General features: G+C 64.9%; 24 protein-coding genes. 15 read left to right on the top strand and 9 right to left on the bottom strand.

Annotation, left to right across the window (positions count from 1 at the left end):
- The first annotated feature begins 81 nt into the window (after window positions 1-81).
- Window positions 82-714, top strand: coding sequence for a TetR/AcrR family transcriptional regulator (locus tag KBW95_RS11090; RefSeq protein WP_211524540.1), 633 nt, complete (start codon window positions 82-84; stop codon window positions 712-714).
- Window positions 715-793: 79 nt separating this feature from the next.
- Window positions 794-2,488, top strand: coding sequence for a YbaL family putative K(+) efflux transporter (gene ybaL / locus KBW95_RS11085; protein ID WP_211528268.1), 1,695 nt, complete (start codon window positions 794-796; stop codon window positions 2,486-2,488).
- Between the two features lie 82 nt (window positions 2,489-2,570).
- Here the strand turns inward: ybaL and KBW95_RS11080 are convergent, their stop codons facing one another.
- Window positions 2,571-4,529: an AAA family ATPase gene (locus KBW95_RS11080; protein WP_211524538.1), complete on the bottom strand. Its 1,959-nt coding sequence runs from the start codon at window positions 4,527-4,529 to the stop codon at window positions 2,571-2,573.
- Window positions 4,530-5,026: 497 nt separating this feature from the next.
- Here KBW95_RS11080 and KBW95_RS11075 point away from each other — a divergent pair, with 497 nt between their 5' ends.
- The gene (locus tag KBW95_RS11075; RefSeq protein WP_229429685.1) at window positions 5,027-5,401 is read left to right on the top strand and encodes a hypothetical protein; all 375 of its coding nucleotides are present in this window, start codon (window positions 5,027-5,029) and stop codon (window positions 5,399-5,401) included.
- Window positions 5,402-5,470: 69 nt separating this feature from the next.
- On the opposite strand, the gene KBW95_RS11070 is transcribed toward KBW95_RS11075, so the two are convergent.
- Window positions 5,471-6,022: a DUF1697 domain-containing protein gene (locus KBW95_RS11070; RefSeq protein WP_211528267.1), complete on the bottom strand. Its 552-nt coding sequence runs from the start codon at window positions 6,020-6,022 to the stop codon at window positions 5,471-5,473.
- A gap of 43 nt (window positions 6,023-6,065) precedes the next feature.
- Window positions 6,066-6,671, bottom strand: a complete 606-nt coding sequence (gene gstA, locus KBW95_RS11065; protein WP_211528266.1) for a glutathione transferase GstA — start codon at window positions 6,669-6,671, stop codon at window positions 6,066-6,068.
- 211 nt (window positions 6,672-6,882) lie between these two features.
- Here gstA and KBW95_RS11060 point away from each other — a divergent pair, with 211 nt between their 5' ends.
- Together KBW95_RS11060 and KBW95_RS11055 are read left to right on the top strand one after the other, a co-directional pair.
- Window positions 6,883-7,212 carry a hypothetical protein gene (locus tag KBW95_RS11060; protein WP_211528265.1) on the top strand — a complete coding sequence of 110 codons (330 nt, stop codon included), beginning with the start codon at window positions 6,883-6,885 and terminating at the stop codon, window positions 7,210-7,212.
- On the top strand, window positions 7,209-8,048 hold the full coding sequence (locus tag KBW95_RS11055; RefSeq protein WP_373888788.1) for an HDOD domain-containing protein: 840 nt from the start codon (window positions 7,209-7,211) through the stop codon (window positions 8,046-8,048). The genes KBW95_RS11060 and KBW95_RS11055 overlap by 4 nt, the downstream gene beginning before the upstream one ends.
- 127 nt (window positions 8,049-8,175) lie before the next feature.
- Here the strand turns inward: KBW95_RS11055 and KBW95_RS11050 are convergent, their stop codons facing one another.
- Entirely contained in the window at window positions 8,176-8,607 is a 432-nt protein-coding gene (locus KBW95_RS11050) for a hypothetical protein (protein WP_211524534.1), read from the bottom strand.
- A 627-nt stretch (window positions 8,608-9,234) separates the two neighbouring features.
- On the opposite strand from KBW95_RS11050, the gene miaB reads away from it, so the two are divergent.
- From miaB to ybeY, 3 genes are read left to right on the top strand one after another with little or no spacing between them, the layout of a single operon-like run.
- The gene (miaB, locus tag KBW95_RS11045) at window positions 9,235-10,596 is read left to right on the top strand and encodes a tRNA (N6-isopentenyl adenosine(37)-C2)-methylthiotransferase MiaB (protein ID WP_211528264.1); all 1,362 of its coding nucleotides are present in this window, start codon (window positions 9,235-9,237) and stop codon (window positions 10,594-10,596) included.
- Window positions 10,593-11,684 (top strand): PhoH family protein, encoded by a 1,092-nt coding sequence (locus KBW95_RS11040; protein WP_211524532.1) that lies wholly within the window; start codon window positions 10,593-10,595, stop codon window positions 11,682-11,684. Before miaB ends, KBW95_RS11040 begins: the two co-directional genes overlap by 4 nt.
- Entirely contained in the window at window positions 11,659-12,126 is a 468-nt protein-coding gene (gene ybeY, locus KBW95_RS11035) for an rRNA maturation RNase YbeY (RefSeq protein WP_211524531.1), read from the top strand. Before KBW95_RS11040 ends, ybeY begins: the two co-directional genes overlap by 26 nt.
- A gap of 39 nt (window positions 12,127-12,165) precedes the next feature.
- On the opposite strand, the gene KBW95_RS11030 is transcribed toward ybeY, so the two are convergent.
- Entirely contained in the window at window positions 12,166-14,427 is a 2,262-nt protein-coding gene (locus KBW95_RS11030) for a xanthine dehydrogenase family protein molybdopterin-binding subunit (protein WP_211528294.1), read from the bottom strand.
- A gap of 31 nt (window positions 14,428-14,458) precedes the next feature.
- Complete coding sequence (locus KBW95_RS11025) at window positions 14,459-14,911, bottom strand: (2Fe-2S)-binding protein (protein ID WP_211524530.1); 453 nt, start codon at window positions 14,909-14,911, stop codon at window positions 14,459-14,461.
- Window positions 14,912-15,071: 160 nt separating this feature from the next.
- Between KBW95_RS11025 and KBW95_RS11020 the strand changes: the two genes are divergently transcribed.
- The 7 genes from KBW95_RS11020 (at window position 15,072) to KBW95_RS10990 (ending at window position 22,960) form a co-directional block, all read left to right on the top strand.
- On the top strand, window positions 15,072-15,950 hold the full coding sequence (locus KBW95_RS11020) for an HlyC/CorC family transporter (protein WP_211528263.1): 879 nt from the start codon (window positions 15,072-15,074) through the stop codon (window positions 15,948-15,950).
- Complete coding sequence (lnt, locus tag KBW95_RS11015) at window positions 15,950-17,515, top strand: apolipoprotein N-acyltransferase (RefSeq protein WP_211528262.1); 1,566 nt, start codon at window positions 15,950-15,952, stop codon at window positions 17,513-17,515. The genes KBW95_RS11020 and lnt overlap by 1 nt, the downstream gene beginning before the upstream one ends.
- A 125-nt stretch (window positions 17,516-17,640) precedes the next feature.
- Complete coding sequence (gene glyQ / locus KBW95_RS11010) at window positions 17,641-18,555, top strand: glycine--tRNA ligase subunit alpha (RefSeq protein WP_211528261.1); 915 nt, start codon at window positions 17,641-17,643, stop codon at window positions 18,553-18,555.
- A 17-nt stretch (window positions 18,556-18,572) separates the two neighbouring features.
- Window positions 18,573-20,660, top strand: a complete 2,088-nt coding sequence (gene glyS / locus KBW95_RS11005) for a glycine--tRNA ligase subunit beta (protein ID WP_211528260.1) — start codon at window positions 18,573-18,575, stop codon at window positions 20,658-20,660.
- 18 nt (window positions 20,661-20,678) lie between these two features.
- Window positions 20,679-21,224: a D-glycero-beta-D-manno-heptose 1,7-bisphosphate 7-phosphatase gene (gene gmhB / locus KBW95_RS11000; RefSeq protein WP_211524525.1), complete on the top strand. Its 546-nt coding sequence runs from the start codon at window positions 20,679-20,681 to the stop codon at window positions 21,222-21,224.
- Window positions 21,225-21,272: 48 nt separating this feature from the next.
- A complete protein-coding gene (locus KBW95_RS10995; protein WP_211524524.1) occupies window positions 21,273-22,013 on the top strand; it encodes a 1-acyl-sn-glycerol-3-phosphate acyltransferase in 741 nt (246 codons plus the stop codon).
- Window positions 22,014-22,057: 44 nt separating this feature from the next.
- A complete protein-coding gene (locus KBW95_RS10990) occupies window positions 22,058-22,960 on the top strand; it encodes a M48 family metallopeptidase (protein WP_211524523.1) in 903 nt (300 codons plus the stop codon).
- Window positions 22,961-23,120: 160 nt separating this feature from the next.
- Here KBW95_RS10990 and KBW95_RS10985 read toward each other — a convergent pair whose 3' ends face one another.
- The 3 genes from KBW95_RS10985 to waaC are packed head-to-tail and all read right to left on the bottom strand — an operon-like array spanning window position 23,121 to window position 25,980.
- Complete coding sequence (locus tag KBW95_RS10985; RefSeq protein WP_211528259.1) at window positions 23,121-23,684, bottom strand: YcxB family protein; 564 nt, start codon at window positions 23,682-23,684, stop codon at window positions 23,121-23,123.
- Between the two features lie 50 nt (window positions 23,685-23,734).
- Window positions 23,735-25,003 (bottom strand): lipid IV(A) 3-deoxy-D-manno-octulosonic acid transferase, encoded by a 1,269-nt coding sequence (gene waaA / locus KBW95_RS10980; protein WP_211528258.1) that lies wholly within the window; start codon window positions 25,001-25,003, stop codon window positions 23,735-23,737.
- Complete coding sequence (waaC, locus tag KBW95_RS10975) at window positions 25,000-25,980, bottom strand: lipopolysaccharide heptosyltransferase I (protein WP_211528257.1); 981 nt, start codon at window positions 25,978-25,980, stop codon at window positions 25,000-25,002. Before waaC ends, waaA begins: the two co-directional genes overlap by 4 nt.
- Window positions 25,981-25,982: the final 2 nt, after the last annotated feature.

Here is a 25,982-nt window from a genome sequence, read left to right as displayed (position 1 = left end):
AGACTAGGTCGCTCGACCTATTATGTGCTGATTATAGGTCAGGCGACCTGTTTTTTGCGAGTCCCATGCGATAATCCCAGCATGAATACTCTCGACGGCGCCCTGCGCGCCAAGCTGTCCAGCACCACCGAAAAAGGCCTGGAACGGGCCCAGGACATCCTGCTTGCCGCCCGCCGCCTGCTGGCGGGAGAAGGCTATGCCGGGCTGTCGATGCGGCGGGTGGCGCAGGAAGCGGGCATGAGCCTGTCCAACGTACAGCATTATTACGGCAGCAAGGATGTGCTGGTCGAGGCGCTGCTGCTGTACATCATGGATGTCTTCCAGGCCAAGATGGATTCGATCGGGGTCAGCATGACCGGCCGGCCCCAGGTCGAGCGTTTCCAGACCACCGTGGACATGTTCCTGGAAGAGATCACCGACCCGGTCATGCATGCGGTGTTCTTCGAGATCTGGGCGCTGGCCTCGCGCCATCCCTTCGCCTCCAGCCTGATGGGCAAGATGATGGCGCGCGAGCGCAAGGCGATCTACGGGCTGATCCACGGGCTGAATCCGGCGCTCTCGGACGAGGAAACCATGCAGCGCTCGATCCTGATCGTGGCGCAGATCCAGGGGCTGATGCTGTTCAGGCTGGATCGCAAGGCCCAGCCGCAGCACTACGAAACCGTGCGCGAGTCGATGCAAAAGGCGATCCTGGACCTGGCGACGGTGTCTTAAACAATGTTCTAAAAAACAGCGCATCCGAGCCAGTCGCTTATACTCTCAGGGTTCTCAACCTGATAAGGAGCCCCCTCGGATGCATCATGAACTCAGCCTGATCACCACCATTGCCGCCGCACTCGGCTTCGGCTTGCTCTTCGGCATGCTGGCCGTGCGCCTCAAGCTTCCGGCCCTGGTCGGCTATCTTGCCGCCGGCGTATTCATAGGCCCGGCCACGCCGGGCTTCGTCGCCGACGTCGCCCTCGCCTCCCAGCTTGCCGAAATTGGTGTGATGCTGCTGATGTTCGGGGTCGGCCTGCATTTCTCGATGCGCGACCTGCTCGAGGTCAAGGGCATCGCCCTGCCCGGCGCGCTGCTGCAGATCGGGGTCGCCACCGCCATGGGCATCGGCATGGCGTATTGGTGGGGCTGGAGCCTGGGCGCGGGCCTGGTGTTCGGCCTGGCCCTGTCGGTGGCCAGCACCGTGGTGCTGCTGCGGGCGCTGGAGTCGCGCGGCATCCTCGATTCGATGAACGGGCGCATCGCCGTCGGCTGGCTGGTGGTCGAGGACCTGGTGACGGTGCTGGTGCTGGTGATGCTGCCTGCCCTGGCCGGTCCGCTGGGTGGCAAGGGCGAGGCCGGCGCCGAGCTGTGGCCGGCGCTGGGCAAGACCCTGCTCCAGGTCGGCGCCTTCGTCGCCTTCATGCTGATCGTGGGCCGCAAGCTTTTCCCCTGGTTCCTGTGGCGCGTGGCCAAGACCAATTCGCGCGAACTGTTCACGCTGGCCGTGATCGCGGCGGCGGTCGGCATCGCCTATGCATCCTCGCACCTGTTCGGCGTGTCCTTCGCGCTGGGCGCCTTCTTCGCGGGCATGGTGCTGCGCGAATCGGAGCTGAGCCACCGCGCGGCCGAGGAATCGCTGCCGCTGCGCGACGCGTTCTCGGTGCTGTTCTTCGTCTCGGTCGGCATGCTGTTCGACCCGATGGTGCTGGTCGAGTACCCGCTGCAGGTGCTGGCCGTGGTTGCCATCGTTCTGTTCGGCAAGTCGCTGGCCGCCTTCGTCCTGGTGCTGGCGCTGCGCTATCCGCTGAATACCGCGATCACGGTCTCGGCCAGCCTGGCCCAGATCGGCGAGTTCTCCTTCATCCTGGCCGCCCTGGGCATGCAGCTCGATCTGCTGCCCCAGCTGGGCCAGAACCTGATCCTGGCCGGCGCCATCATCTCGATCGCGGTCAATCCGCTGCTGTTCAAGGCGGTCGCCCCACTCGACAACTGGCTGCGTTCCAATTCGACCCTGGCGCGCAAGCTGGAGCGCTCAAGCGACCCGCTGGCCGAACTGCCGATGGAAACGGCGCACGAAAAGCTCAGCGGCCAGGTGGTGCTGGTGGGCTTCGGCCGCGTCGGCCGCCGCATCGCCGACGACCTGGTCGCGCGCGGCGTGCACTTCGTGGTGGCCGAGCAGAACCGCGAGATCGTCGAGCAGCTGCGCGGGCGCGGGATTCCGGCGGTGGTCGGCAATGCGGCCGAGCCGGCCGTGCTGATCCAGGCCCATATCGCACGCGCGGCCATGCTGGTGATCGCGACGCCGGATACCTTCCATGTGCGCAAGATGGTCGAGATCGCGAAGGCGCTCAATCCCTCGGTGCAGTGCGTGGTGCGCACCCATAACGAACACGAGGCGGAACTGCTGCGCGAGGATACCGGCGGCAAGGTGTTCGTGGGCGAGGAAGAGCTGGCGGGCAGCATGATCCGGCATGTCGTCGACACGCTGCGCGAGCGTCCGGCGCACTGAACGGCCTGGAGCCGGCGCCAAAGAAAAAAACCCGCCCTGCTTGCACAGGGCGGGCCGCGGAAACGCGCAAAGGAACTGGTAATCAGGCGGCCGCTTCTTCGGCGCACAGCTTGAGGTTGGCGTGGCGCTGGCCGTGCAGCGCGGCCATGAACAGCTCGCTGCGCTCTTCCAGCAGCTCGAACACGGCGTCCTTGGACAGCACGTACTGCTCCATCAGGGTGCCCTTCAGCGATTCCATCACCTGCTTGTAGTCGCGGATCGCGCCCAGGGTATAGGTGTACAGCTCGTCGGCCTTCTGTTCCACCAGGCGCAGGGTGTGCTCGCCGGTGGTTTCCTTGGACAGCTGGCTGTAGTCGATCTTCGAGCGCGAATACATCGACAGGCGGTTGACCATCAGGTTCAGCATCTTGGTGATCTTCTCGATGTCGTTCTGGCTGCCCACCGAGATGCCGCGGGCGCCGTAGAACAGCTCTTCGGCCGCGACACCGCCGTACAGGCCGACCACGTCGCGCTCCAGCTCTTCCAGGGTGCGCAGCGACATGTCCTCGCCCGACTGCAGCACATAGCCCAGCGCGCCGATCTTCGAGACCGCCTCGGTGCTGATCTTCAGCAGGTGCGACTTTTCCTTCACTTCGGCCAGACTCATGCCCTGGCGCAGGTACGGGTCGATCTGCATGAAGAAGTGGCCCAGCTCGTGCAGGGCGATACGCTCGCGCTGCAGGGTCTTCTCGGCGGTCGTGGCGCGGTCGGTCAGGCCGATGGTCGCACGCTCATAGGCACGGAACAGCAGGTCGGTGTTGATGATCGCCTTTTCCTGGATCGAGATCATGCTGGCGCGCTCGACCACGGTTTCCAGCAGCGCCGGGCTCAGGTTCTGGGTGATCTCGGCCACCTGGTCCAGGTCGAGGTCGCTCCAGTCGACCAGGCCCTCTTTCTTGCGCGCCAGGAAGCTGCGCAGCAATTCCTTGCGCTCCAGCTTGTTCGGCAGGCGGAAATTGATCTTCACCGAGAAGCGGCGCAGCATCGCTTCGTCCATCTCGGTCGAGGAATCGTCGAAGTTCGAGGCGACGACCCAGATCACGCCCTGGCCCTTGTCGCTCTTCACGCCGTCCAGCAGGCCCAGCATGGTGTTGGCGGTGTCGTCTTCCCACTTCTTTTCGCTGCGGCCGCGCGGCATGAACAGGCTCTGCGCCTCATCCAGGAAGATGATGCACTTGCCCTTGGCGCAAGCCTTGCGGTACAGGGCGTTCAGGGCCTTGGAGCCGCCGCCGACGTAGCCCGATTCCAGCGCCGAGCCCGAGGCCGAGATCATCGGCATGTTCAGGCGCTTGGCCAGGTAGCCGACCAGCTTGGTCTTGCCGGTGCCCGCCGGGCCGGTCAGCATGACGTTGAACGGCTTGTCGATGTTGTGCGACTGGTATTCGTCGCGGTTGCGGATCATGTCTTCCAGGTGCAGGACTTCCTGCTTGATGTCGTCCATGCCGATCAGGTCGTCCATGCTGCCCTTGAGCTTGTCCGGGGTGATGACCGAAGCGCTCATGCCCATGCCCGGGATGCCGAACTTGATCAGGTACAGGACCAGCACGACCACCGCGATGTCGAAGGCGTGGCGCTTGAGGAAGCTGCCGGTCTTGTCGAGCGCGGTCTCGCCCTCGTCCATGACGGCCTTGTGGGTCGACAGGAACTCGTCCTTGGCGATCGAGTACGGAATCGCATTCTTGAGCAGCACTTCGCGCTCGAGCGACAGGTGCGAGGTGCTGGGCACCTTCACCACGTGCAGCTGGGCCGCGTCCTTGAACTTATAGACGTAGCGCGGCGAGTCCGACAGCGGCTTGGCGATCAGCAAATACTCGAGGCGGCCCTTCTGCTCGGCCAGCTGGGTGATTTCGGCAATGTTCTGCGAATGGATCACGGGGCTGGTGTCTTGCGGTACATCGGCTTTATAGATTGCCAGCGCCACGACCAGGCCGAGCAGCATGGCGGTCGCGATACGGACGTAAATGTTCTTGAAGGCAATCTGAATTCGTGCAAAGTTGGGCATCTCGGTACTCTACGTGTGTGGGTGCGTCGGTGCTGTGGTACTGCTTGCCGCTCCGGCATGCTGCTCGTGGAGACGGCGGTGGCCTAGGCTGGCCACCGTTGCGATCGCGAATTGCTGATCGCCAAAATGCGCGGCGGCGCCTGCTCCAAACGTGTTCGTTTGGTATTGCTTTGATGCCCGAAGGCAATAGGGATATGGAGACTATACCCCCAAAGAAAACAGAGGTGTATACCGTGTGGAGAAAAAAGTTTTAATCGGCGCGATTATGATGAGTTCGATAACGAAAAATCTTATCCAACTGATAGCATTTATTATGAAGATACCAAAGAATTGACGAGTTATTGCACAAATCACATTGAAGAGCTGACCAATCGTTATCATCCTTTCATTAATTCCAAAAACCATTTTTGTTGCGTGATATAGACGCCGCCATGTAGGCAACGTGTAGTCATCTGGCGCGAAACTGATGACTTCTTTCTGCAACTCATCAGTTCCAATTGAACGCAGCCATTGCTGCGAATTTTGCTATCCTGATGTCGGAATTCGAAGCCCGCAAGGCGCATGACGCGACCTGTGGTGCGTGGATTCAGTCAGGAAAAGGAACGCTTATGAAAAGATATGCACTCGCCGCGGCACTCGCGCTCTGCCTGGGCAGCACGGCGCAAGCGGCCGCCATCGAACTTGTTTCCAGTAATGCAGGGCAGCAGGCCCAACCGGTACGCAACCTGTCCGTTACCAGCCGCAATACCATCGTCATGCCGCCTGCGAATATGTCGGAACTGCCCGAACCCGAGGTATTCGCGATGATGCTGGTGGGGCTGATCCTGATCGGCTACCGGGCAAGCCGGGATAGCAGCGAAAAGTTCAAGTGAAGGAGGACGTCCACCGAGCTTGAATGCATGAGGAAACCAGGACGCGGGCGCGTCCTGGGTGCGTCTTGACTAGGACAGGCAGGCGCCCTTGCTGCACAGGCCGTGCAGCCGCATGATCGTATTCCAGTTGCGAGACGTGGTCCCGTCTCCCAGTTGCTTGCCCAGCGCTGTCGCAGCGGCGCTGTCGAGCATTCCTTCCGGACACCACACATAGGCGGCGCGCCGGCCCAGGGCCAGCGATTCCACACCCCATTCGCGTGCGCACAGCTCCGTCACCAGCGCGCGCTGCTCCTCCCCCGTCAGCAGGAAGGTGTACAAACGCGCCGGATCGGCAGCCTGATCCAGCAGCGGATTGTCGGCGACGATGTCCGCCAGTTCCAGATGGTCGAGCACGAAGACTTTCGCACCCACCCCCAGGCGCAGTACCAGCGCTTCCTCGATGGCCACGGCGGCGTCCGCGGTCTTCATGCCGCCGGCGTCGAAGACCACGTTGCCACTGTTGAGCACACTCTTCACGCTGGTATAGCCGAGCTCGCTGAACATCCTGCACAGGTCGGCCATGGCGATGCGCTTTGCGCGGCCTACGTTAATGCCGCGCAACAAAGCAATATAACGATTCATGCGCGCATGGTACCCCGTGACGGCCAGGCGCGGCGCACCAGGCTCACGCCAGGCCTTCGCGCTTCATCGCCTCCTGCACCGCCGGCAGGGCCGCGACACGGGCGTGATAAGCCTGCAGGGTCGGCCAGTCGTTCATCGTGAACTTGGCGAAGCCGATCCAGTTCAGGATCGCGAACAGGTAGGCGTCGGCGACGGTGAACTGCTCGCCCATCAGGTAGCGCCCGCCGTCGACCTTGCCCGCCAGGTAGGTCAGCGGAGCGGCCAGGCTCACCCACGCGGCCTGGCGGATCTCGTCGGTGCAGCCTGGCGAGAACATCGGCGAGAAGCGCTTGTGCACCTCGGTCGACAGGTAGCTCAGCCACTCCATCAGCTGGTAGCGCGCGAAGCTGCCCGGGGCCGGCGCCAGGCCGCTCTCCGGCGCCTGATCGGCGATGTATTGCAGCACGGCGGCGTTCTCGGTCAGCAGCTTGCCGTCGTCCAGCTCCAGGGCCGGCAGCTGGCCCTTCGGATTGATACTGCGGTAATCGACGCCGTCCTTGGTCAGCTTGGTGCGCAGGCTGACGCGCTCGGCGGTGAAGGGCAGGCCAAGCTGCAGCAGGACCAGGTGCGGCGCGAGCGAGCAGGCGCCCGGGGCGAAATACAGTTTCATACGTCTCCTCTACGTTGTTGCGGCCGGACCGATCCGGCCGGTGGCAAAGAGTACAACATTTCCACTTTAATAGGTCTGGTGACCTATTCATTCGACGAGGGTATCGGCTTGCGGCAAGAACACGACAGTCTTTGCGATGGTCGGCCGACAAGCTAGTTCCCAATGTTAAGATCGATGAGGAATTAATAGAAAGAAATGGCAGGAGAAGACAATGAGCGAAGCCTATCAGCTGGTCACCCTGAACCATGCGACACCTGGCATGGTGCTGTCGCATGAATTGCTGGACCTGAACGGCCTGGTGCTGCTGGCCAAGGGTGCGGTCCTGAGCGAAGCGATCATCGCCTCGCTCGCGCGGCACGGCATCGACACCGTGCCGGTGACGTGCGCCGAAGGCGCCGAAGCGCCCGATCCGGCAGCCGTCCAGGCCAGGCTGGACCACGTCTTCCGCAACAACGACCGCGACAACCACGACGACTGGGCCACTGGCCTGCTGCGCCGTTACGTCGAGGACTACCGCCTCCAGCGTGGGGTGGCGCCATGATGCTGGAGCCAAGCGACCTGGCCGAAGGCCTGGAAGACCTGCCCTCGCTGCCCGCCGTCGTGATGGAACTGCTCGGCGCCATCGAACAGGAAGACCTCGACATCTCGGTGCTGGCGAAAAAAGTGGCCCTGGACCAGGCCCTGACGGCAAAAACCCTGCGCCTGGCCAACTCGTCGAGCTTTGGGCTGCAGGTCAAGGTCACCACCATCCAGCAGGCGATGACCTTCCTGGGCTTCCAGACCACGCGCAACCTGATCACGGCGGCGGCCATGACCGGCTGCTTCCCGACCGGGCGCTGCCCGGGCTTCAGCGACAAGGCCTTCTGGCGCCATTCGGTGGCGACGGCGGCCTGCGCACGGGTGCTGGCGCGGCGCGTACGCTTCAACCAGGACTATGCCTTCACCGCCGGCCTGCTGCACGACATTGGGCGCCTGGTGCTGGTGACCCGCTATCCGGAACACTACCAGGCCGTGCTGGCGCGCCGCAGCCTGGACGACGGCGAACTGCTGGCGCTCGAGCGCGCCGTGATCGGCATCGACCACGTGGCGGCCGGGGTGGCCCTGGCGGAGCACTGGAATTTCTCGGACACGATGCGCCAGGCCATCGAATGGCATCACGCGCCCGAGCAAGCGGGCGCGGGATTCCTGGCCACCATCGTGCACGTGGCCAACGCCGTGGCGCACGCGCTCGACCTGGCCGGCGAGCCGGACGAACTGGCGCCGGCCGTGTCCAGCGTGGCATGGACGGCCCTTGGCCTGTCGGAAGAAGCGTGGCTGCACGTGTTCCACGAAACGGAACTGCAGTTCGAAGAAATGGCCGCGATCCTGATGGCCTGAAGCCTCAGGACGGACATTGGCGGAAGAAAAAGTACTGAAAAACGGTGCGGCGCCGCCCGGTCAGGCAGCGGCGCCGCTACCTTGCGACACCGAAGGCATGACAGTCGCGGCTGTCATGCCCCCGGCATCAGTGCGCATAGTTGCCGGTCGACGAGGTGCCGCTGCCTGACGACGTAGCTTCGTTGGACTGCTGGCCCTGTCCCTGCTGTTGCTGGCCTTGCTGTTGTTGCGCAGCTGCGGCCGCGGCGGCCTGGGCTGCCTTCTCTTCTGGCTTCGGACGGCCTTGTGCGTCCGACAGGCGATATTTGGTGCGGCGGTCGCCCATCAGGTCGCGCAGGTCGCGGATGCTCATACCGGTGACTTCGTGCATGCGGATCAGGAGCGAGGCGCCGACCGGCAGACGGTGGTGGCGGATCTTGCTGATGACCGGAGGGGCCACTTCGAGCATGCGCGACAGCGCGGCGTCATTCTTCAGCTGCATTTTCCCGAGCAGGATGTCCAGCAGGTGGTTCGGGTTATAACTTTCCTGCGAAGACAGAGCATGATGCTGTTGTGCCATGATGTTTACCTCACGAGTTTGGTTAAAATAGTTCCCTTGCGAACTTTTGTTAAAGACTATCTTTCGTCAACATAAGTTCCCGGAACCGTTTCAGGGATTACACAGCGCAAGTCTGAAAATCCCCTTAAGGAAAACCCTTTGAAACGACCCGGAGTGCATGCGCTCCCACATCTTGCTCCCCACATGCGTACTTGTCTTTCGAACAAATTATCAGTGTTACACGTCGGTCCGATATCGAAACGGCGCATGTGAGTCATTGTCAGAAATCAAGCTATCGTGCGGAAAGCTTGTCACATAGGCATTTCAGCACATGGGGCCGAAGTGTGGCGCACGCAAGAGATTTCCTTCACATATTTTGTAAATGGGAACTCGCCCGGAAGCCATTGATTTACAAAAAGAAATATCTCGAAACAAATTTTAATCGCTGCATGCAAACGCACTTTGTTCGGCAGCCAACATTTAACAATCTGAGCAGCTTTGCAATAACTTTAGGTTAAGAAATAAATCATTCCTAGCGGCATAAAAAAGCGGGTGCGCACGCGCCGCTTTCCGGGGCTTCAGGCGATATAAGGTAAACTGGGCCCACGGGTTGCCAAAGCAGCAGCTCTCCTTTCACGACAGCATTCCATGCAGAAAAAAGTATTTATCAAGACCTTCGGTTGCCAGATGAACGAGTACGACTCGGACAAGATGGTGGATGTGCTCGGCTCGTCCGACGGACTGGTGCGCACCGACACGCCCGAGGATGCCGACGTGATCCTGTTCAATACCTGCTCGATCCGTGAGAAGGCCCAGGAAAAAGTGTTTTCCGACCTGGGCCGCCTGAAGGAGCTCAAGCGCAACAAGCCCGAGCTCGTGATCGGCGTGGGCGGCTGCGTGGCTTCGCAGGAAGGCGAAGCCATCGTCAAGCGCGCGCCCCACGTCGACGTGGTCTTCGGCCCGCAAACCCTGCACCGCCTGCCCCAGCTGATCCAGAACCGCCGCCAGACCGGCGCGGCCCAGGTCGACATCTCCTTCCCCGAGATCGAGAAATTCGACCACCTGCCGCCGGCCAAGGTCGACGGCCCGGTCGCCTATGTCTCGATCATGGAAGGCTGCAGCAAGTACTGCAGCTACTGCGTGGTGCCCTATACCCGCGGCGAGGAAGTCTCGCGCCCCTTCGAGGACGTGCTGACCGAGGTCGCCGGCCTGGCCGCCCAGGGTGTGAGGGAAATCATGCTGCTGGGCCAGAACGTGAACGCCTTCCGCGGCACGATGGAAAACGGCGAGGTTGCCGACTTCGCCCTGCTGCTCGAATACATCGCCGAGATTCCCGGCATCGAGCGCATGCGCTTCGTCACCAGCCACCCGAAGGAATTCAACCAGCGCCTGATCGACGCCTACGCGAAGATTCCGCAGCTGGCCAACAACCTGTATTTGCCGGTGCAGCATGGTTCCGACCGCATCCTCGGCGCCATGAAGCGCGGCTACACGGCGCTCGAATACAAGTCGATCATCCGCCGCGTGCGCGCAGTGCGGCCCGACATCACGATTTCCTCGGATTTCATCGTCGGCTTCCCCGGCGAGACCGATGCCGATTTCGAGGCCATGATGAAGCTGGTGGAGGACGTCGGCTTCGACAACAGCTTCAGCTTCATCTTCAGCAAGCGTCCGGGCACCCCAGCCGCCAACCTCGAGGACGACACCCCGCACGAGGTCAAGCTGGCGCGCCTGCAGCGCCTGCAGGCCCTGATCGACGCCAACACCCGCAAGCACAGCGCGGCCATGGTCGGCACGGTGCAGCGCGTGCTGGTCGAAGGACCGGCCAAGCGCGACGCCGGCCACCTGGCCGGCCGCACCGACGGCAACCGCGTGGTCAACTTCGCGCCTGGCCAGGCCGGAGCCAGCCTGGTCGGCCAGCTGGTCGACGTGCGCATCGTCGCCAGTCACGACTACTACCTGCGCGGCGAACTCGTCGCTAACCTTGATACGATTGCCAAAGCCAGTTGAAAACACAAGCCACCCAGCCCTCGTACTTCATCCCCGAGCCGCTCGACAACACGCGGCTCGCCCACCTGTGCGGCCCGCTTGACGAGAATTTGCGCCAGATCTCGGCTGCCCTGGACGTGACCATCTTCCGGCGCGGCGAGAAGTTCATCGTCAGCGGCAGCAATGCCGAGCGCGCGGTCGAACTGCTCGAGCGTTTCTACGCCGTCGCCAACAAGGTCGTGCCGATCGAGGAAGTGCAGCTGGCGCTGGTGGAGCAGCGCGCCGGGCTCAAGCCAAAGATCGAGGGCGCATCGACATCCTCTGCGCCTGCCGAGGCCAAGACCGAAGAGGAAGGGGAAGAGGCCGGGGAATCGCCCGAGACCACCAGCCCCACCCTCAAGACCCGCCGCAGCGACCTGCGCGGCCGCACCCCGCACCAGATCCAGTACCTGCGCGCGGTGCTCGAGCACGACATCAGCTTCGGCATCGGCCCGGCCGGCACCGGCAAGACCTACCTGGCGGTGGCCTGCGCCGTCGACGCGCTCGAACGCGACGCCGTCAAGCGCATCATCCTGACCCGTCCGGCCGTGGAAGCGGGCGAGCGCCTGGGTTTCCTGCCCGGCGACCTGACCCAGAAGGTCGATCCCTACCTGCGCCCGCTGTACGACGCACTCTACGACCTGCTCGGGTTCGACCGCACCCAGAAGCTGTTCGAGAAGCAGGTGATCGAGATCGCCCCGCTGGCCTACATGCGCGGCCGCACCCTGAACCACGCCTTCGTCATCCTGGACGAGGCGCAGAACACGACGGTCGAGCAGATGAAGATGTTCCTGACCCGTATCGGCTTCGGCAGCAAGGCCGTGGTCACGGGCGACGTGACCCAGGTTGACCTGCACAAGACCCAGCGCTCGGGCCTGGTCGACGCCATGCACGTGCTGAAGGACGTGCGCGGGATCGCCTTCACCCACTTCTCGAGCGCGGACGTGGTGCGCCATCCGCTGGTTGCGCGTATTATCGATGCGTACGAAAAGAACACCTCGATCCAGGAACTGGCCGCCCTTCCCAAACCCGCCCCGGTGAAAAATGCAAGAAAAAAAACATCCTCTTGAACTGGAAGTCCAGTTCGCCGATCCGCGCCTGGAAAGCGAGATCACCGAAGCCGACCTGCGGCGCTGGGTCGAGTCCTCGCTGCTCGGTCCCGCCGAACTGACCATCCGCTTCGTCGACGCCGAAGAGGGCAAGGCCCTGAACCGCGAATACCGCGGCAAGGACTACGCCACCAATGTGCTGACCTTCGCCTACAACGAGGGCGAGGAGCTGGGCGACGAGGAGCCGGTGCAAGCCGACATCGTGCTGTGCACCGACGTGCTGCAGCGCGAGGCCGACGAGCAGAAGAAGACGGTCGAGGAGCATGTCGCCCACCTGGTGGTGCACGGGGTGCTGCATGCGCAGGGCTTCGACCACGAGCACGACGAGGAAGCCGAGGAAATGGAACAGCTCGAGCGCGACATCATGGAAGCGCTGGGCTACCCCGACCCGTACTCGGATTGATGGTTTCGCCGGCAGCCCCGCTGCCGGGCCTTCACCGCTTCAAGCCTTCTTCAGCTGGCCGCCGATCGGCAGCTTCCTGATCCGCTGCCCGGTCGCAGCGAACACCGCATTGGCCAGAGCCGGCGCGATCCCCGAAGTCCCGGGCTCGCCGATCCCGCCCGGATCGTCGCGGCTGGTCACCAGGTGCACTTCCACCGTCGGCGACTCGTTCATGCGCATCACCCGGTAGTCGCCGAAGTTCGACTGCTGCACCCTGCCCTTGTCCAAGGTGATTTCTCCCCACAGCGCCGCGCTCAGGCCGAACACGATGCCGCCTTCCATCTGTGCCGTGATGGTGTCCGGATTCACCGCCTGCCCGCAGTCCACCGCGCACACGACGCGGTGCACCTTCACTTCGCCGTCCGGCCCCACCGAGACCTCGCACACCTGCGCCATGTAGGTGCCGAAGGCGAACTGGCAGGAGATGCCGCGCCCCACGCGCCGGCCCGCGATAGGCTTCAGGGGCCGGCCCCATCCGGCCTTCTGGGCCGCCAGGTTCAGCACGCCCAGGGTACGCGGCGACTTTTCCAGCAGCGCTCGGCGATAAGCGACAGGATCCTGCTTGGCCGCATGCGCCAGTTCGTCGATGAAGCTCTCGACCACGAAGATGTTGTGGGTCGGCCCCACGCCGCGCCAGAAGGCGGTCGGGATCGGCGGCTCGTGGCGCACGTATTCGACCCGCAGGTCCGGAATCGCATACGGCAGGTCGCGCGCGCCCTCGACCGCGTCCGGGTCGATGCCGTCCTTGACCGCCGGCGGCGCGAAGCGCGCCATGATCGAGGAACCGGTCACCCGATGGAACCAGGCTTGCGGCCGGCCCTTGTCGTCCAGGCGCGCGGACAGCCGGTCCACGTAATAGGGCCGGTACATGTCGTGCTGGATGTCTTCCTCGCGGGTCCACACGAACTTGAGCGGCTTGCCGCTCTTGGCGGTCTTGGCCAGGGCCACGGCCTGGGCCACGTAGTCGACCTCCAGCCGGCGCCCGAAACCGCCGCCCAGGTAGAAGTTATGCACCCGCACCTGCCCCTCTCCCAGTCCGGTGAGCTTGGCGGCGGCCGCCTGGGCCAGCACCGGCACCTGGGTGCCGCACCAGATGTCGCAGCCGTCGTTCTTCAGGTCCACCGTGCAGTTCATCGGCTCCATGGTGGCGTGGGCCAGGAAGGGGACTTCGTAGACCGCGTCGATCCTGCGGCCGCCTCCGCCCTGCCCGTCCAGCTTGCGCAGGGCGCCGCCCACGTCGCGCGCGACCGCGCCCTCGCCGCCGGAGACCTTCATCATGTCGGCCACGATGCTGGCCGTGCTCACGTTGCCGTTCGTCCCGTCGTTCCAGGTGGGCGCCGCCGCTTCCAGGCCTTTGCGCGCGGCCCACATGTGCTCACCCACCACGGCCACCGCGTTGTCGATTCGCAGGATCTCGCGCACGCCGGGCACGGCGAGCGCCTTCTGCTCGTCGACCATGGCCAGCTTGCCGCCCACCACAGGCGAGGCCGTCACGGCCGCCACCAGCATCCCGGGCAGGCGCGCATCGATGCCGAACAGCGCCGTGCCGTCGCACTTGGAGGGCGAATCGAGACGCTTGTGCGGCTTGCCGATCAGGGTGAACTGCGCCGCATCCTTGAGCGCCGGGTTCTTCGGCAACTCCATCTTCGCGGCCGCATCGACCAGTTGTCCGAAATGGGCGCTGCGTCCCGAGGCGTCGTGGGTCACGGTGCCGGCCACCACCGCGCACTCGCCCGCATCCACGTTCCACTGCTTGGCCGCGGCCGCCACCAGCACGCCGCGCACCATGGCGCCCGCCTCGCGTAGCGGCTTCCACGCGCCGCGCACCGAGGTCGATCCACCGGTCACCTGGCCGCCCAGCAGCGGGTCGGCGTACAGCTTGTTGTTGGCCGGCGCCTGCTCCAGCTTCACCTTGGACAAATCGGCGCCCAGCTCCTCGGCCAGCAGCATCGGCATGGCGGTGAAGGTGCCCTGCCCCATCTCGACCTTGTGCACGATGAGGGTGACGATGCCGTCGCGCCCGATGCGGATGAAGGCGTCCTGGGCCAGCCCGGCCGGCTGGGCCGAGGCCCTGTCGGTGGCCTGGCCGACGGCGCTCTCGGACGGCTTCTCCTGCCGGTTCTCTTCCTGGCGCTTGCAGCCGAACAGCGAGAAGCCGAGCAGCAGGCCGCCGCCGGAAGCCGCGCCCAGGCGCATGAAGCGCCGGCGCGCTTCGGAATCCGGTAGTCCATCCACGGCCAGGGGACGCGACAGTTCCGTCATCGCTTGCTTGAGCCCTTCCATGACGCCCTCCTCAGCTGGCCGCGGCGATTTTGATCGCCTTGCGGATGCGGTTGTAGGTCCCACAGCGGCAGATATTGCCCGTCATCGCATTGTCGATGTCGGCATCGCCCGGCTTGGGCGTGGCCTTGAGCAAGGCCGTGGCAGCCATGATCTGGCCGGACTGGCAGTAGCCGCACTGGACCACGTCGACTTCGCGCCAGGCCGCCTGGACTTTCGCCCCGACCGGATCCTTGCCGATGGCCTCGATGGTGACGATCTGCTTGCCGGCCACGCTGCCGACCGGGGTGACGCAGGAACGCACCGGCTGGCCGTCCACGTGCACGGTGCAGGCTCCGCACAGGGCGACGCCGCAGCCGAACTTGGTGCCGGTCAGGCCGGCCACGTCGCGCAGCGCCCACAGCAGGGGCATGTCGTCGGGAACATTCAGGGTGGTCGTGGCGCCGTTGATATTGAGCACTGGCATGACTGGCTCCTGTAGGGGACTACCCCGACTATAGGACAAGCCCGGGCCCCGTGGCGCACCCATGCATGACCACAAGAGCCAGTTTCCGTCTGCATCAAAATCAGGCAATCGGGCTTTTGGTGTATCCTATGCCCATCGTAACAACGGCTTCACGCCAACTATGCCCGAGTATCCCAGTGACGTCCGATCGGACGCCAAACCCCATCGGTCGCTGTTCGAACGGCTGACCGCACTCATCTCCCCCGAGCCAGAAAATCGCGCAGAACTCCTCGAAGTCCTGCACGAAGCCCACGAACGCAACCTGATCGACGCCGACGCGCTGTCCATGATCGAGGGCGTGTTCCAGGTCTCCGACCTGTCCGTGCGCGACATCATGGTGCCCCGTTCCCAGATGGACGTGGTCGACATCACCAAGCCGATCGAGGAATGGCTGCCGACCGTGCTGGAAACCGCCCACTCGCGCTTCCCCGCCATCGAAGGCGAGCGCGACAAGGTGGTCGGCATCCTGCTGGCCAAGGACCTGCTGCGTTATTACGCTGAAGAATCATTCGACGTGCGCGACATGCTGCGCCCGGCCATCTTCATCCCGGAATCGAAGCGCCTGAACGTGCTGCTGCGCGACTTCCGCGCCAACCATAACCACATGGCCATCGTGGTCGACGAATACTCCGGCGTGGCCGGCTTGATCACCATCGAGGACGTGCTCGAGCAGATCGTCGGCGACATCGAGGACGAATACGACTTCGACGAGGAAGAAGACAACATCCTGTCGATCAAGGAGGGCCAGCTGGGGCCGCGCTGGCGCGTCAAGGCGCTGACCGAGATCGAGCAGTTCAACGAAGAGATCGGCGCCGACCTGCCCGAGGACGACGTCGACACCATCGGCGGCCTGGTCGCCAGCCACCTCGGGCGCATGCCCCACAAGGGCGAGGTGTTCGATCTGGAGAACCTGCGTTTCGAGGTCCTGCGCGCCGACGCCCGCCAGATCCACGTGCTGCTGGTCGAGAAGCTTCCGCTGCCTGAAGACGACCACGACTGATGCTGCGCCGCCGTACCAAGCCCACGGTGGCGCCTGATCCGTCCCTGCGCGGCAATCGTCCCTCGCCCCTCGCCCTGGCCGTCGCCACCCTGGCCGGCCTGAGCTCCCTGCTGTCCTTCCAGCCCTACGGCTGGTGGCCGGTGCAGTTCCTGGCCCTGGCCTGGCTGTTCTACCAGGTGGGCATGGGCAGCTCGACGCGCCGCGCCACCCTGCTCGGCTGGGCCTTCGGCTTCGGCTGGTCGGTGGCCGGCATGCACTGGCTGTACGTCTTCATGACGCGCTTCGCGCACCTGCCGATCTTCCTGGCGACGATCGGCGTGATCCTGCTCGGCCTGTACATGGGCCTGTACGGGGCCTTCGCCACCGGCGTGGCCACCTGGCTGCGCCGCCGCTGGTCGCTGCCGGTCGGCGCCTTCCTGCTGCTGGTGCTGCCGGTGACCTGGGGCCTGTCCGAATGGCTGCGCGGCTGGGTGTTCACGGGCTTCCCGTGGGCGGCCTCCGGCTACGCCCACGACACCGCGCCGCTCGCGGGCTATGCGCCGCTAGTCGGCGTGTACGGCATCGGCGTGCTGGTGGCACTGTGCGCCGGCTGCATCGTGATGCTGACCCAGCGCGCACGCTGGCCGGCCATCGGCCTGCTGGCGGTGGTGCTGGCGGCCGGCGCAGGCCTGCGCACCGTCGCCTGGACCGAGGAAACCGGCCAGCCGATCACCGTGCGCCTGCTGCAGGGGAACATCCCGCAAGACCGCAAGTTCGACCTGGCTTTCCTGAACAGCATCCTGGACAAGTACCGCGGCATGATCACCCAGGCGCCGGCCGACCTGGTCGCCACGCCGGAGACCGCGATTCCCGTCTTCCCGCACCAGCTCCCCGACGGCTACCTGAAAGGGCTGCAGCAATTCTCGACCGCCACCGGCAGCACGCTGGCGCTGGGCATGCCCCTGCTCGACGGTCCGCAGCAATACGCCAACAGCGTGGTCGCCCTGTCGCCGCAGCCCCAGCCCTATCGTTACGACAAGGCGCACCTGGTGCCCTTCGGCGAATTCATCCCGCCGGGCTTCCGCTGGTTCACCGACATGCTGAACCTGCCGCTGAACGACGCCACCCGCGGCAAGGCGCTGCAGGCGCCGTTCGCGGTGAAGGACCAGCTGGTGCTGCCCAATATCTGCTACGAAGACGTGTTCGGCGAGGAGATCGCCTACCAGCTGCGCAATGCGCCGCGCCCGGCGACCCTGCTGCTGAACGTGTCGAACCTGTCCTGGTACGGCCAGTCGGTGGCGATCCCGCAGCACCTGCAGATCTCGCGCATGCGCACCCTCGAAACCGGGCGGCCAATGCTGCGCTCGACCAACGACGGCGCCACGGCGATCATCGACGGACGCGGCACGATCACCCAGCTGCTGCCCTTCTATGAAGAAGGCATGCTGAGCGCCACGCTGCGCGGCACGGCCGGCTTCACGCCCTATGTCCGCTTCGGCAATGCCGCCTTCCTGGTCCTGGGCGCGCTGGCGCTCCTCGGCGCCTGGTTCGCCGGGCGGCGCTACCGCAGTAAGCAAAGCGCATAAATCAACCCTCTCCAATTCGAACTGCTGAGTTAAATCTGCCCCAGAGGCTGGGAAAAATTCAGTAGAATTGGTCATTTGGCAAACTTACCCTGTGCGCGGCAAGATTCCCGCGTCGCCCATCCAAGATGCTCACATTCCAACAAATCATCCTGACCCTGCAGTCCTACTGGGACAAGCAGGGCTGCGCCCTGCTCCAGCCCTACGACATGGAAGTCGGCGCGGGCACCTTCCACACCGGCACCTTCCTGCGTGCGATCGGCCCGGAACCATGGCGCGCCGCCTATGTGCAGCCCTCGCGCCGCCCGAAGGATGGCCGCTACGGCGAGAATCCGAACCGCCTGCAGCACTACTACCAGTACCAGGTGGTGCTGAAGCCGGCCCCCGAGAACATCCTGGATCTCTATCTCGGTTCGCTCGAGGCCCTGGGCCTGGACCTGAAGAAGAACGACGTGCGCTTCGTCGAGGACGACTGGGAAAGCCCGACCCTGGGCGCCTGGGGCCTGGGCTGGGAAGTCTGGCTGAACGGCATGGAAGTCACCCAGTTCACCTACTTCCAGCAAGTCGGCGGCCTGGATTGCAAGCCGGTGCTGGGCGAGATCACCTACGGCATCGAGCGCCTGGCCATGTACCTGCAGGGTGTGGAGAACGTCTACGACCTGGTGTGGACCGAGTGGGAAGAGAACGGGGTCAAAAAGACGCTTTCGTACGGCGACGTGTTCCACCAGAACGAAGTCGAGCAGTCGACCTACAACTTCGAGCACGCGAACACCGAGCTGCTGTTCCAGGCCTTCGCCAACCACGAAGCCGAGGCCAAGCGCCTGGTCGAGCTGCAGCTGACCCTGCCGGCCTACGAGCAGATCATGAAGGCCTCGCACAGCTTCAACATGCTGGATGCGCGCGGCGCCATCTCGGTGACCGAACGCGCCGCCTACATCGGCCGCGTGCGCACCCTGTCGCGCCTGGTCGCCCAGGCCTACTACGACTCGCGCGAGAAGCTCGGCTTCCCGATGCTCCCTGGCGCCGACAAGGCAGCAGCTTGAACAGACAAGAACAGACCATGAATCAGACTCTCCTCGTCGAAATCCAGACCGAAGAACTGCCGCCGAAGGCCCTCGTCAAGCTGGGCGCGGCCTTTGCCGCCGGCATCACCAACGGCCTGAAGGCGCGCGACTTCCTGGAAGCCGACAGCGTCGCCACCACCCACGCCACCCCGCGCCGCCTGGCGGTCACGATCACCAATGTGCGCGGCACTTCGCCGGACAAATCGATCCGCGAAAAAGTGCTGCCGGTGTCCGTCGCCCTGGACAAGGACGGCAATCCGAGCGCACCGCTGGCCAAGAAGCTGGCCGCGCTGGGCTTCCCCGACCTGCAGGTGTCGGACCTGGAACGCGCACAGGACGGCAAGGCGGAAAGCTTCTTCTACACCTACACCGCCGCCGGCAGCGCGCTGGCGGGCGCCCTCCAGGACGTGCTGGCGGATACCGTCGCCAAGCTGCCGATCCCGAAGGTCATGAGCTACCAGCGCCCGGATGGCGCGACCGTGCAGTTCGTGCGCCCGGTGCACCTGCTGGTCGCCCTGCACGGCGAACAAGTGCTCCCGCTGTCGTTGCTCGGCCTCGAAGCCGGCCGCCACACCATGGGCCACCGCTTCCTGTCGCACGGCGGCCAGATCGCCATCCCCCACGCGGATAACTACGCGAACGTGCTGGAAAGCGAAGGCAAGGTGCTGTCGAGTGCGGAAGCGCGCAAGGAAAGCATCCGCCGCCAGCTGCTGGACAAGGCAGGCGCCGACCAGGTGCTGATGCCGGAATCGCTGCTGGATGAAGTGGCCGCGCTGGTCGAATGGCCGGTGGTCTACGAGTGCCGCTTCGAGGAGGAATTCCTGGCGGTGCCGCAGGAATGCCTGATCCTGACCATGCAGACCAACCAGAAGTACTTCGCGCTGACCGATGCCAATGGCAAGCTGCGCTCGCGCTTCCTGATCGTGTCGAACCTGCAGACCGACGATCCCTCGGCCATCATCGGCGGCAACGAGCGCGTGGTGCGCCCGCGCCTGTCGGACGCCAAGTTCTTCTTCGAACAAGATAAGAAGAAAACCCTCGAGTCGCGCCTGCCGCACCTCGCCAGCGTGGTCTACCACAACAAGCTGGGCACCCAGGCCGAGCGCACCGAGCGCGTCACCATCCTGGCCAGCAGCATCGCGCGCCACCTGGGCTACGACGTGCCGCTGGCGGAACGCGGCGCACGCCTGGCCAAGGCCGACCTGCTGACCGACATGGTGGGCGAGTTCCCTGAGCTGCAGGGCATCATGGGCACCTATTATGCGCGCCACGACGGCGAGCACGAGGAAGTGGCCCTGGCCGCGTCCGAGCACTACCAGCCGCGCTTCGCCGGCGACGCCCTGCCCTCGACCAACACCGGCCTCACCGCCGCGCTGGCCGACAAGCTGGAAACCCTGGTCGGCATCTGGGCCATCGGCCTGCAGCCGACCGGCGAGAAGGACCCGTTCGCGCTGCGCCGCCATGCCCTGGGCGTGATGCGCATGCTGGTCGAGAAGCGCCTGCCGCTGTCGATCTCGGACCTGCTGGCCGACGCCGCGGCCGTGTTCGAAGGCCAGGCCGCATTCAAGGATCCTCGTGCCGAAGTGACGGTGTTCATGCTGGACCGCCTGCGCGGCATGCTGCGCGAGCGCGGCTTCTCGCCGAACGAAGTGGAAGCCGTGCTGGCCCAGAATCCGGACCGCGTCGACGACGTGGTGCAGCGCCTGGAAGCCGTGCAGGCCTTCGCCGCCCTGCCGGAAGCCGAGTCGCTGGCCGCCGCCAACAAGCGCATCACCAACATCCTCAAGAAGACCGAGGCCGCCATTGGCGAGGTGCAGGAAGGGCTGCTGCAGGAGCAGGCCGAGAAGAACCTGGCTGCCGCGATTCAGCGTGTCCGTCCGAGCGTGGACGCGGCGTTCGCGAGCGGCGACTTCACCGGCACCCTGAAGACCCTGGCCCAGCTGCGCGACGACGTGGACGCCTTCTTCAACGACGTGATGGTGATGGCCGAGGACCTGGCCTTGCGCAACAACCGCCTGGCGCTGCTGTCGCAGCTGCACGGCATGATGAACCGCGTTGCCGACATCTCGAAGCTCGCGGCGTAAGTCTGTAAGGGTAGTGTCATGAAGCTCATCATCCTCGACCGGGACGGGGTCATCAACCACGATTCGCCCGACTTCATCAAGTCGCCGGCGGAATGGATTCCGATCCCCGGTTCGCTGGAAGCGATCGCCCGCCTGAACCAGGCGGGCTACCGGGTCGTGATCGCCTCGAACCAGTCGGGCATCGCGCGCGAACTGTTCGACATCACGACCCTGAACGCGATCCACCAGAAGCTGCACGCCAGCGCCCAGCTGGTGGGCGCCGACATCGACGCCATCTTCTTCTGCCCGCACGCGGCGGTCGACAACTGCGACTGCCGCAAGCCCAAGGCCGGCATGTTCGAGGAGATCGCCAAGCGCTACAAGCTCAGCCTGAAAGGCGTGCCGACCGTCGGCGACTCGCTGCGCGACCTGCAGGCCGGTTTCATCCTGGGCTGCGTGCCCTACCTGGTCCTGACCGGCAAGGGGGAGAAGACCAACGCCACCGGCGGCCTGCCGCCAGGCACCCAGGTCTTCCCCGACCTGGCCGCGATGGTCGACGCCCTGCTCAAGGCCCCGCCTCAATAATTTTCACGCCACAGCAACGCCATAACAAGAATATCGTCCGGAGACCCCTTGCGTAACTTCATCCCGTTCCTGCGTTCCCTGCTCTTCACGATCGTGATGATCGTGGCCACCGTCGTCTGGGCCTGCGTATGCTTCCTGGCCGCGCCCCTGCCCTACAACAAGCGCTTCTGGGTCACCTCGCGCTGGAACGTCTTCATCATCTGGTGCGCAAAGGTCATTTGCGGCATCCGCTACCAGTTCAAGGGCTACGAGAACCTGCCGGACAGCCCGGCGATCATCCTGTCGAAGCACCAGTCGGCCTGGGAGACCATCTTCCTGCTGCCGAACCTGACGCGGCCCCTGGTCTATGTCTTCAAGAAGGAGATCCTGTACATCCCCTTCTTCGGCTGGGGGATGGCGCTGCTGCGCATGATTCCGATCGACCGCTCGCAAGGCAAGAACGCCTTCGCGCAGGTGGTCAAGCACGGCCGCCGCCGCCTCGCGGACGGCCAATGGATTATCATGTTCCCGGAAGGGACGCGCATCCCGGTGGGACAGAAAGGCAAGTACAAGAGCGGTGGTACGCGCCTGGCTGTGGAAGCCCAAACCGTGGTTGTGCCGATCGCGCATAATTCGGGCGAGTGCTGGCCCAAGAACTCCTTCATCAAGCGCCCCGGCCTGATCACGGTCTCGATTGGCAAGCCGATATCGCCGGAAAACCACACTCCAGACAGCCTGATGCAAGAGGTCGAAAATTGGATAGAATCAGAAATGCGCGTCATTTCGCCCCACGTCTACAAAGGTGGCTAAGCGATATCAGCGCCCAGATCAGGAATTCGAAACCGCAGCACACCATGACCTCCTCCAAGATCGACGGGCACCAGCTGGAACTCTTTGCACAGGAATTCTTCGCGGCGCTCAAGCCGGCCGACAAGCCGGCGCCGCCCAGCCAGCCGCTGTTCAAGGCGCCGCCCGCGCCGCCCCGCGTCAATCTTCCCTCGCCTCCCGTAGGCCCTTCTGATCTTCCCCTGAAGCGCATCGTGCTTGGCCACCATACGGTGGACTACCTGCTCCGCCGTTCCTCGCGCCGTTCAATCGGCTTCATGATCGACGACGACGGCCTGCGCGTGACCGCGCCGCGCCGGGTGACCCAGATCGACATCGACAACGCGATCCGCGCCAAGCAGCGCTGGATCGTCACCAAGCTGCTGGAACGCGGCGAGCGCCGCGAACAGCGCCAGCAGCGCCCGCCGATCGAATGGAAGGACGGCGCACGCCTGCCTTACCTGGGCGGCGAGATCACCCTGCGCCTGGAGGAAGCCTCGCGCAGCCACTGCCAGTACGACGCGGCCAATCGGGAACTGTGGATCGGCGTGGTGCCGGGGCTGTCGGAGTGGCAGCTGAAGGAGCGCATCAAGCTGTGGTTCCAGGCGGAGGCCAAGCGCCTGTTCGTGGAGCGCCTGGATCACTATGCGCCGCTGCTGGGGGTGTCGTATAGCGCGTTCGCGCTGTCCTCGGCGGGTTCGCGCTGGGGCTCGTGCACGGTGCAGGGGGCGATTCGCCTGAACTGGCGGCTGATTCACTATCCGCTCGCGCTGGTCGACTACGTCGTGGCGCACGAGCTGGCGCACCTGCGCGAAATGAACCACAGCCCGGCGTTCTGGGCGGCGGTGGGGGAGATTTATCCGGATTACGACGGGGCGCGGCTGGCGTTAAGGAAGCAGTCGCATGAGATGCCGGTGTTGTTTGCGGAGTGAGAGGTTTCGGGCTGCGCAGCTAAACTTGGGTCCCCGCCTTCGCGGGGATGACGGTTTTTAAGCTAGCGACCAGGTTTATCGCCATCAGTCTGCGACCTCGACCCGTCATCCCCGCGCAGGCGGGGACCCAAGTTTGCATGATTAGCTGACCAGCCAGCGTTTAGCGAACACTCAACTCATGCCGCGCCGCCGCCAGGCTGCGCATCACCTCCGCCTGCGCCTCCGACAGGCAGCGATAAGGAATCGGCAAGGTCCCCCGCTTGAGCACCATCATGAACCCGCGCGAATACGTGCGCACGGCACTGACGTCTTCCCACTCGATCAGGGTCACACCCCCGCTGGCGCGCACGATGCCGTGTTCGTCGATGGTGAATTCGTAGGTCCGCCGTCCGCGCCCGAGCATGATGAAGTTGAGCGCCGCGCCCAGGGTGCTTTTCAGACGCAGGAACAGGCTGGCCGGCCAGCGGATGCGCCGGCGGCGGATCAGGAAGCCGCCGTGCTGCCACATGAAGCTGGTGTACTCGCCCAGCGTGTAGCGCACGAAGAAATGCAGCTCGCCCAGCGGGAATGCCCCCGCCACCAGCGGCGGAACCGAGTGTTTGTCCGGCCCAGCAGTCACGTTTGTCTCCTTCGGCTCGTCCGCCTGCTGTTGCATCTGCTCCTGCACGAACGCGGCGACGGGCTTGCCACTGCTGACCGGTCTCGGGTGTTTAATTGACAACATGGTCATCCCCTTTTGTTTTAACCGAGCTCAGTTCGGAATGGTAACAAAACCTATCCGATAATCTGTCGCAGGAGTTCAACAGTGCGCAGGGTCGCGCCCCGGTGCCTTCCTGCGAACGCCAGGGCGGCCGCTCCCATCGCCTGGCGCGCGCCGTCGTCGCGCAGCAGGCGCGCCGCCTCCGCCGCCAGGGCCGCGGCGCCAGGCACCCGCAGCGCGCCGCCGCTGGCCACCGCATCTTCCGTGGCGTCGGCGAAGTTGAAGGTATGCTCGCCCACCAGCACCGGCTTGCCCAGCGCACAAGCTTCGATCAGGTTCTGGCCGCCCAGCGGCAGCAGGCTGCCGCCGATGTAGGCGCAGTCGCAGGCCGCGTAATACGCGAACATCTCGCCCATCGAGTCGCCCAGCAGCACTTCGGCATCGCCCACGCCCTGCTCCAACTGGGAACGGCGCACCAGACGCAAACCCTGCGCTTCGACCAGCTTCGCCACCTCGTCGAAACGCTGCGGATGGCGCGGTACGATCATCAGGAGGGCGTCCCCGGGCTTGCCGGCATGGCGTGTCCAGGCGTCCAGGATCAGGGTTTCCTCGCCCTCGCGCGTGCTGGCGCACAGGAAGACCGGCCGCTGGCCGATCTGGCCGCGCAGCCAGGCGCCCTTTTCCAGGGCCGCGCCCGGGGGCACCACATCGAACTTGATGCTGCCCGTAATCGCCACCTGCGGCGCGCCGAGCGAGGAAATACGCTGCGCGTCGGCCTCGGTCTGGGCCGCCACCAGGGTAATGGCGCGCGCCGCATCCGTCATCAAGGGCCCCATCTTCTGGCCGCGCCGCAACGAGCGCTCGGACAGGCGCGCATTGGCCAGCACCACCGGCACGCCCGCCTGGGCGCAGCCATGGATCAGATTCGGCCAGACTTCGGTCTCCATCAGGATGCAGGCGCGCGGCTGGTAGCGGCGCAGGAAGCGCGCCACCATCAAGCCGGTGTCGTAAGGCAGGTAGGACTGGATCACGCGCTCGCCATGGCGGCCGAACAGCGAACGGCCGGTGGCGCGGCCGGTCGGGGTCATGTGGGTGAGCAGGATGCGGCAATCCGGATACTGCGCCAGCAGCGCCTCGACCAGCGGCTCGGCGGCGCGGGTCTCGCCCACCGAGACCGCATGCACCATGATCGTCATGCGGCCGTCAGGCGTCCCGCTGGCCAGGCCGAGGCGCTCGTCCCAGTGCTCGCGGTAGCCGGGCTCCTTGCGCCCGCGCCACCACAGCCGCCCCAGCACGGCCGGCAGGGCCAGCCACCACAACGCCGAATACAGCGGCCGTTTCATCCTTGGCCCAGCAGCCGGCGCGCGGCGGCGATCACGTCATCGCTCGAAGGCGGCGCGCCCAGGTCGCCCAGGTTGACGATGCGCTCGGACCAGTTGCCCTCGGTCTTCCACTTGGGCGAATCGCAATAGATCTCGACCGTCGGCCGCACGAAGGCGGCGGCGATGTGGGTCAGGCCCGTATCCACGCCGACGGCCAGCGCCGCATGCTGGGCCAGGGTCACCGCATCCATCATCGAGAGTTTCGGCAGCACGCGCGCATTCGGGATCCGGGCGGCCAGCGCCTGCGCGTCCTTCAGCTCCTGCTCGGAGCCCCAGGGCAAAAGCACCGGCATCGGCGCCAGGGCATGGCCCAGGGCGATCCAGTTCGCGTCCGCCCACTTCTTGGCGGCGCGCGCGGTGCCGTGGAAGAACACGGCGTAATCTTCCGCCGGCAGGAAGGCCGGGCGCTGCGCCGCCTGCGGGGCCGGCAGGCCGAAGTCCGGCGCCGAATCGACCGCGTAGCCGAGGGCGGCGCCCGCGACCAGGCGGCCGCGCGCCACCGCATGGGTGCGCGGGTCGAGCGGGATGCTGTCGGTATGGAAGATGCGCGAGATGCCTTCGTAGCCCGAGCCTTCGCTGCCGTTGGCCAGGCCGACCTTCTTGCCGCCCTTGCGCGTGCGCGCCGCGCCCATGATCACGCCGGTCTTGAGCAGGCCCTGGGTGTCGAACACATAGTCGTATTCTTCTTCGCGCAGGCTGCGGAAGAAGGCCTTGATCTCGGCGCGCGTCTCCGGCTTGCCCAGGCCCTTGCGCCAGCGGCGCAGCGCCCAGGGAATGATCTTGCGCACGTGCGGGTTGAGGCGGACCAGGCTGACATAGCCCTCTTCCACCACCCAGTCGATGGTGGCGCCTGGGTCATGGCGCAGGAGGTCGGCCACCATCGGCAGGTTGTGCAGCACGTCGCCCAGCGACGACACACGCACCAGCAGGATCTTCAAGC

The organism is Massilia sp. ZL223, assembly GCF_018119395.1.
In the GTDB taxonomy this organism is placed as follows: Bacteria; Pseudomonadota; Gammaproteobacteria; order Burkholderiales; family Burkholderiaceae_D; genus Telluria.
Note: the sequence above shows the minus strand (reverse complement) of the source record. Positions and strands in the feature narration are given on the sequence as shown.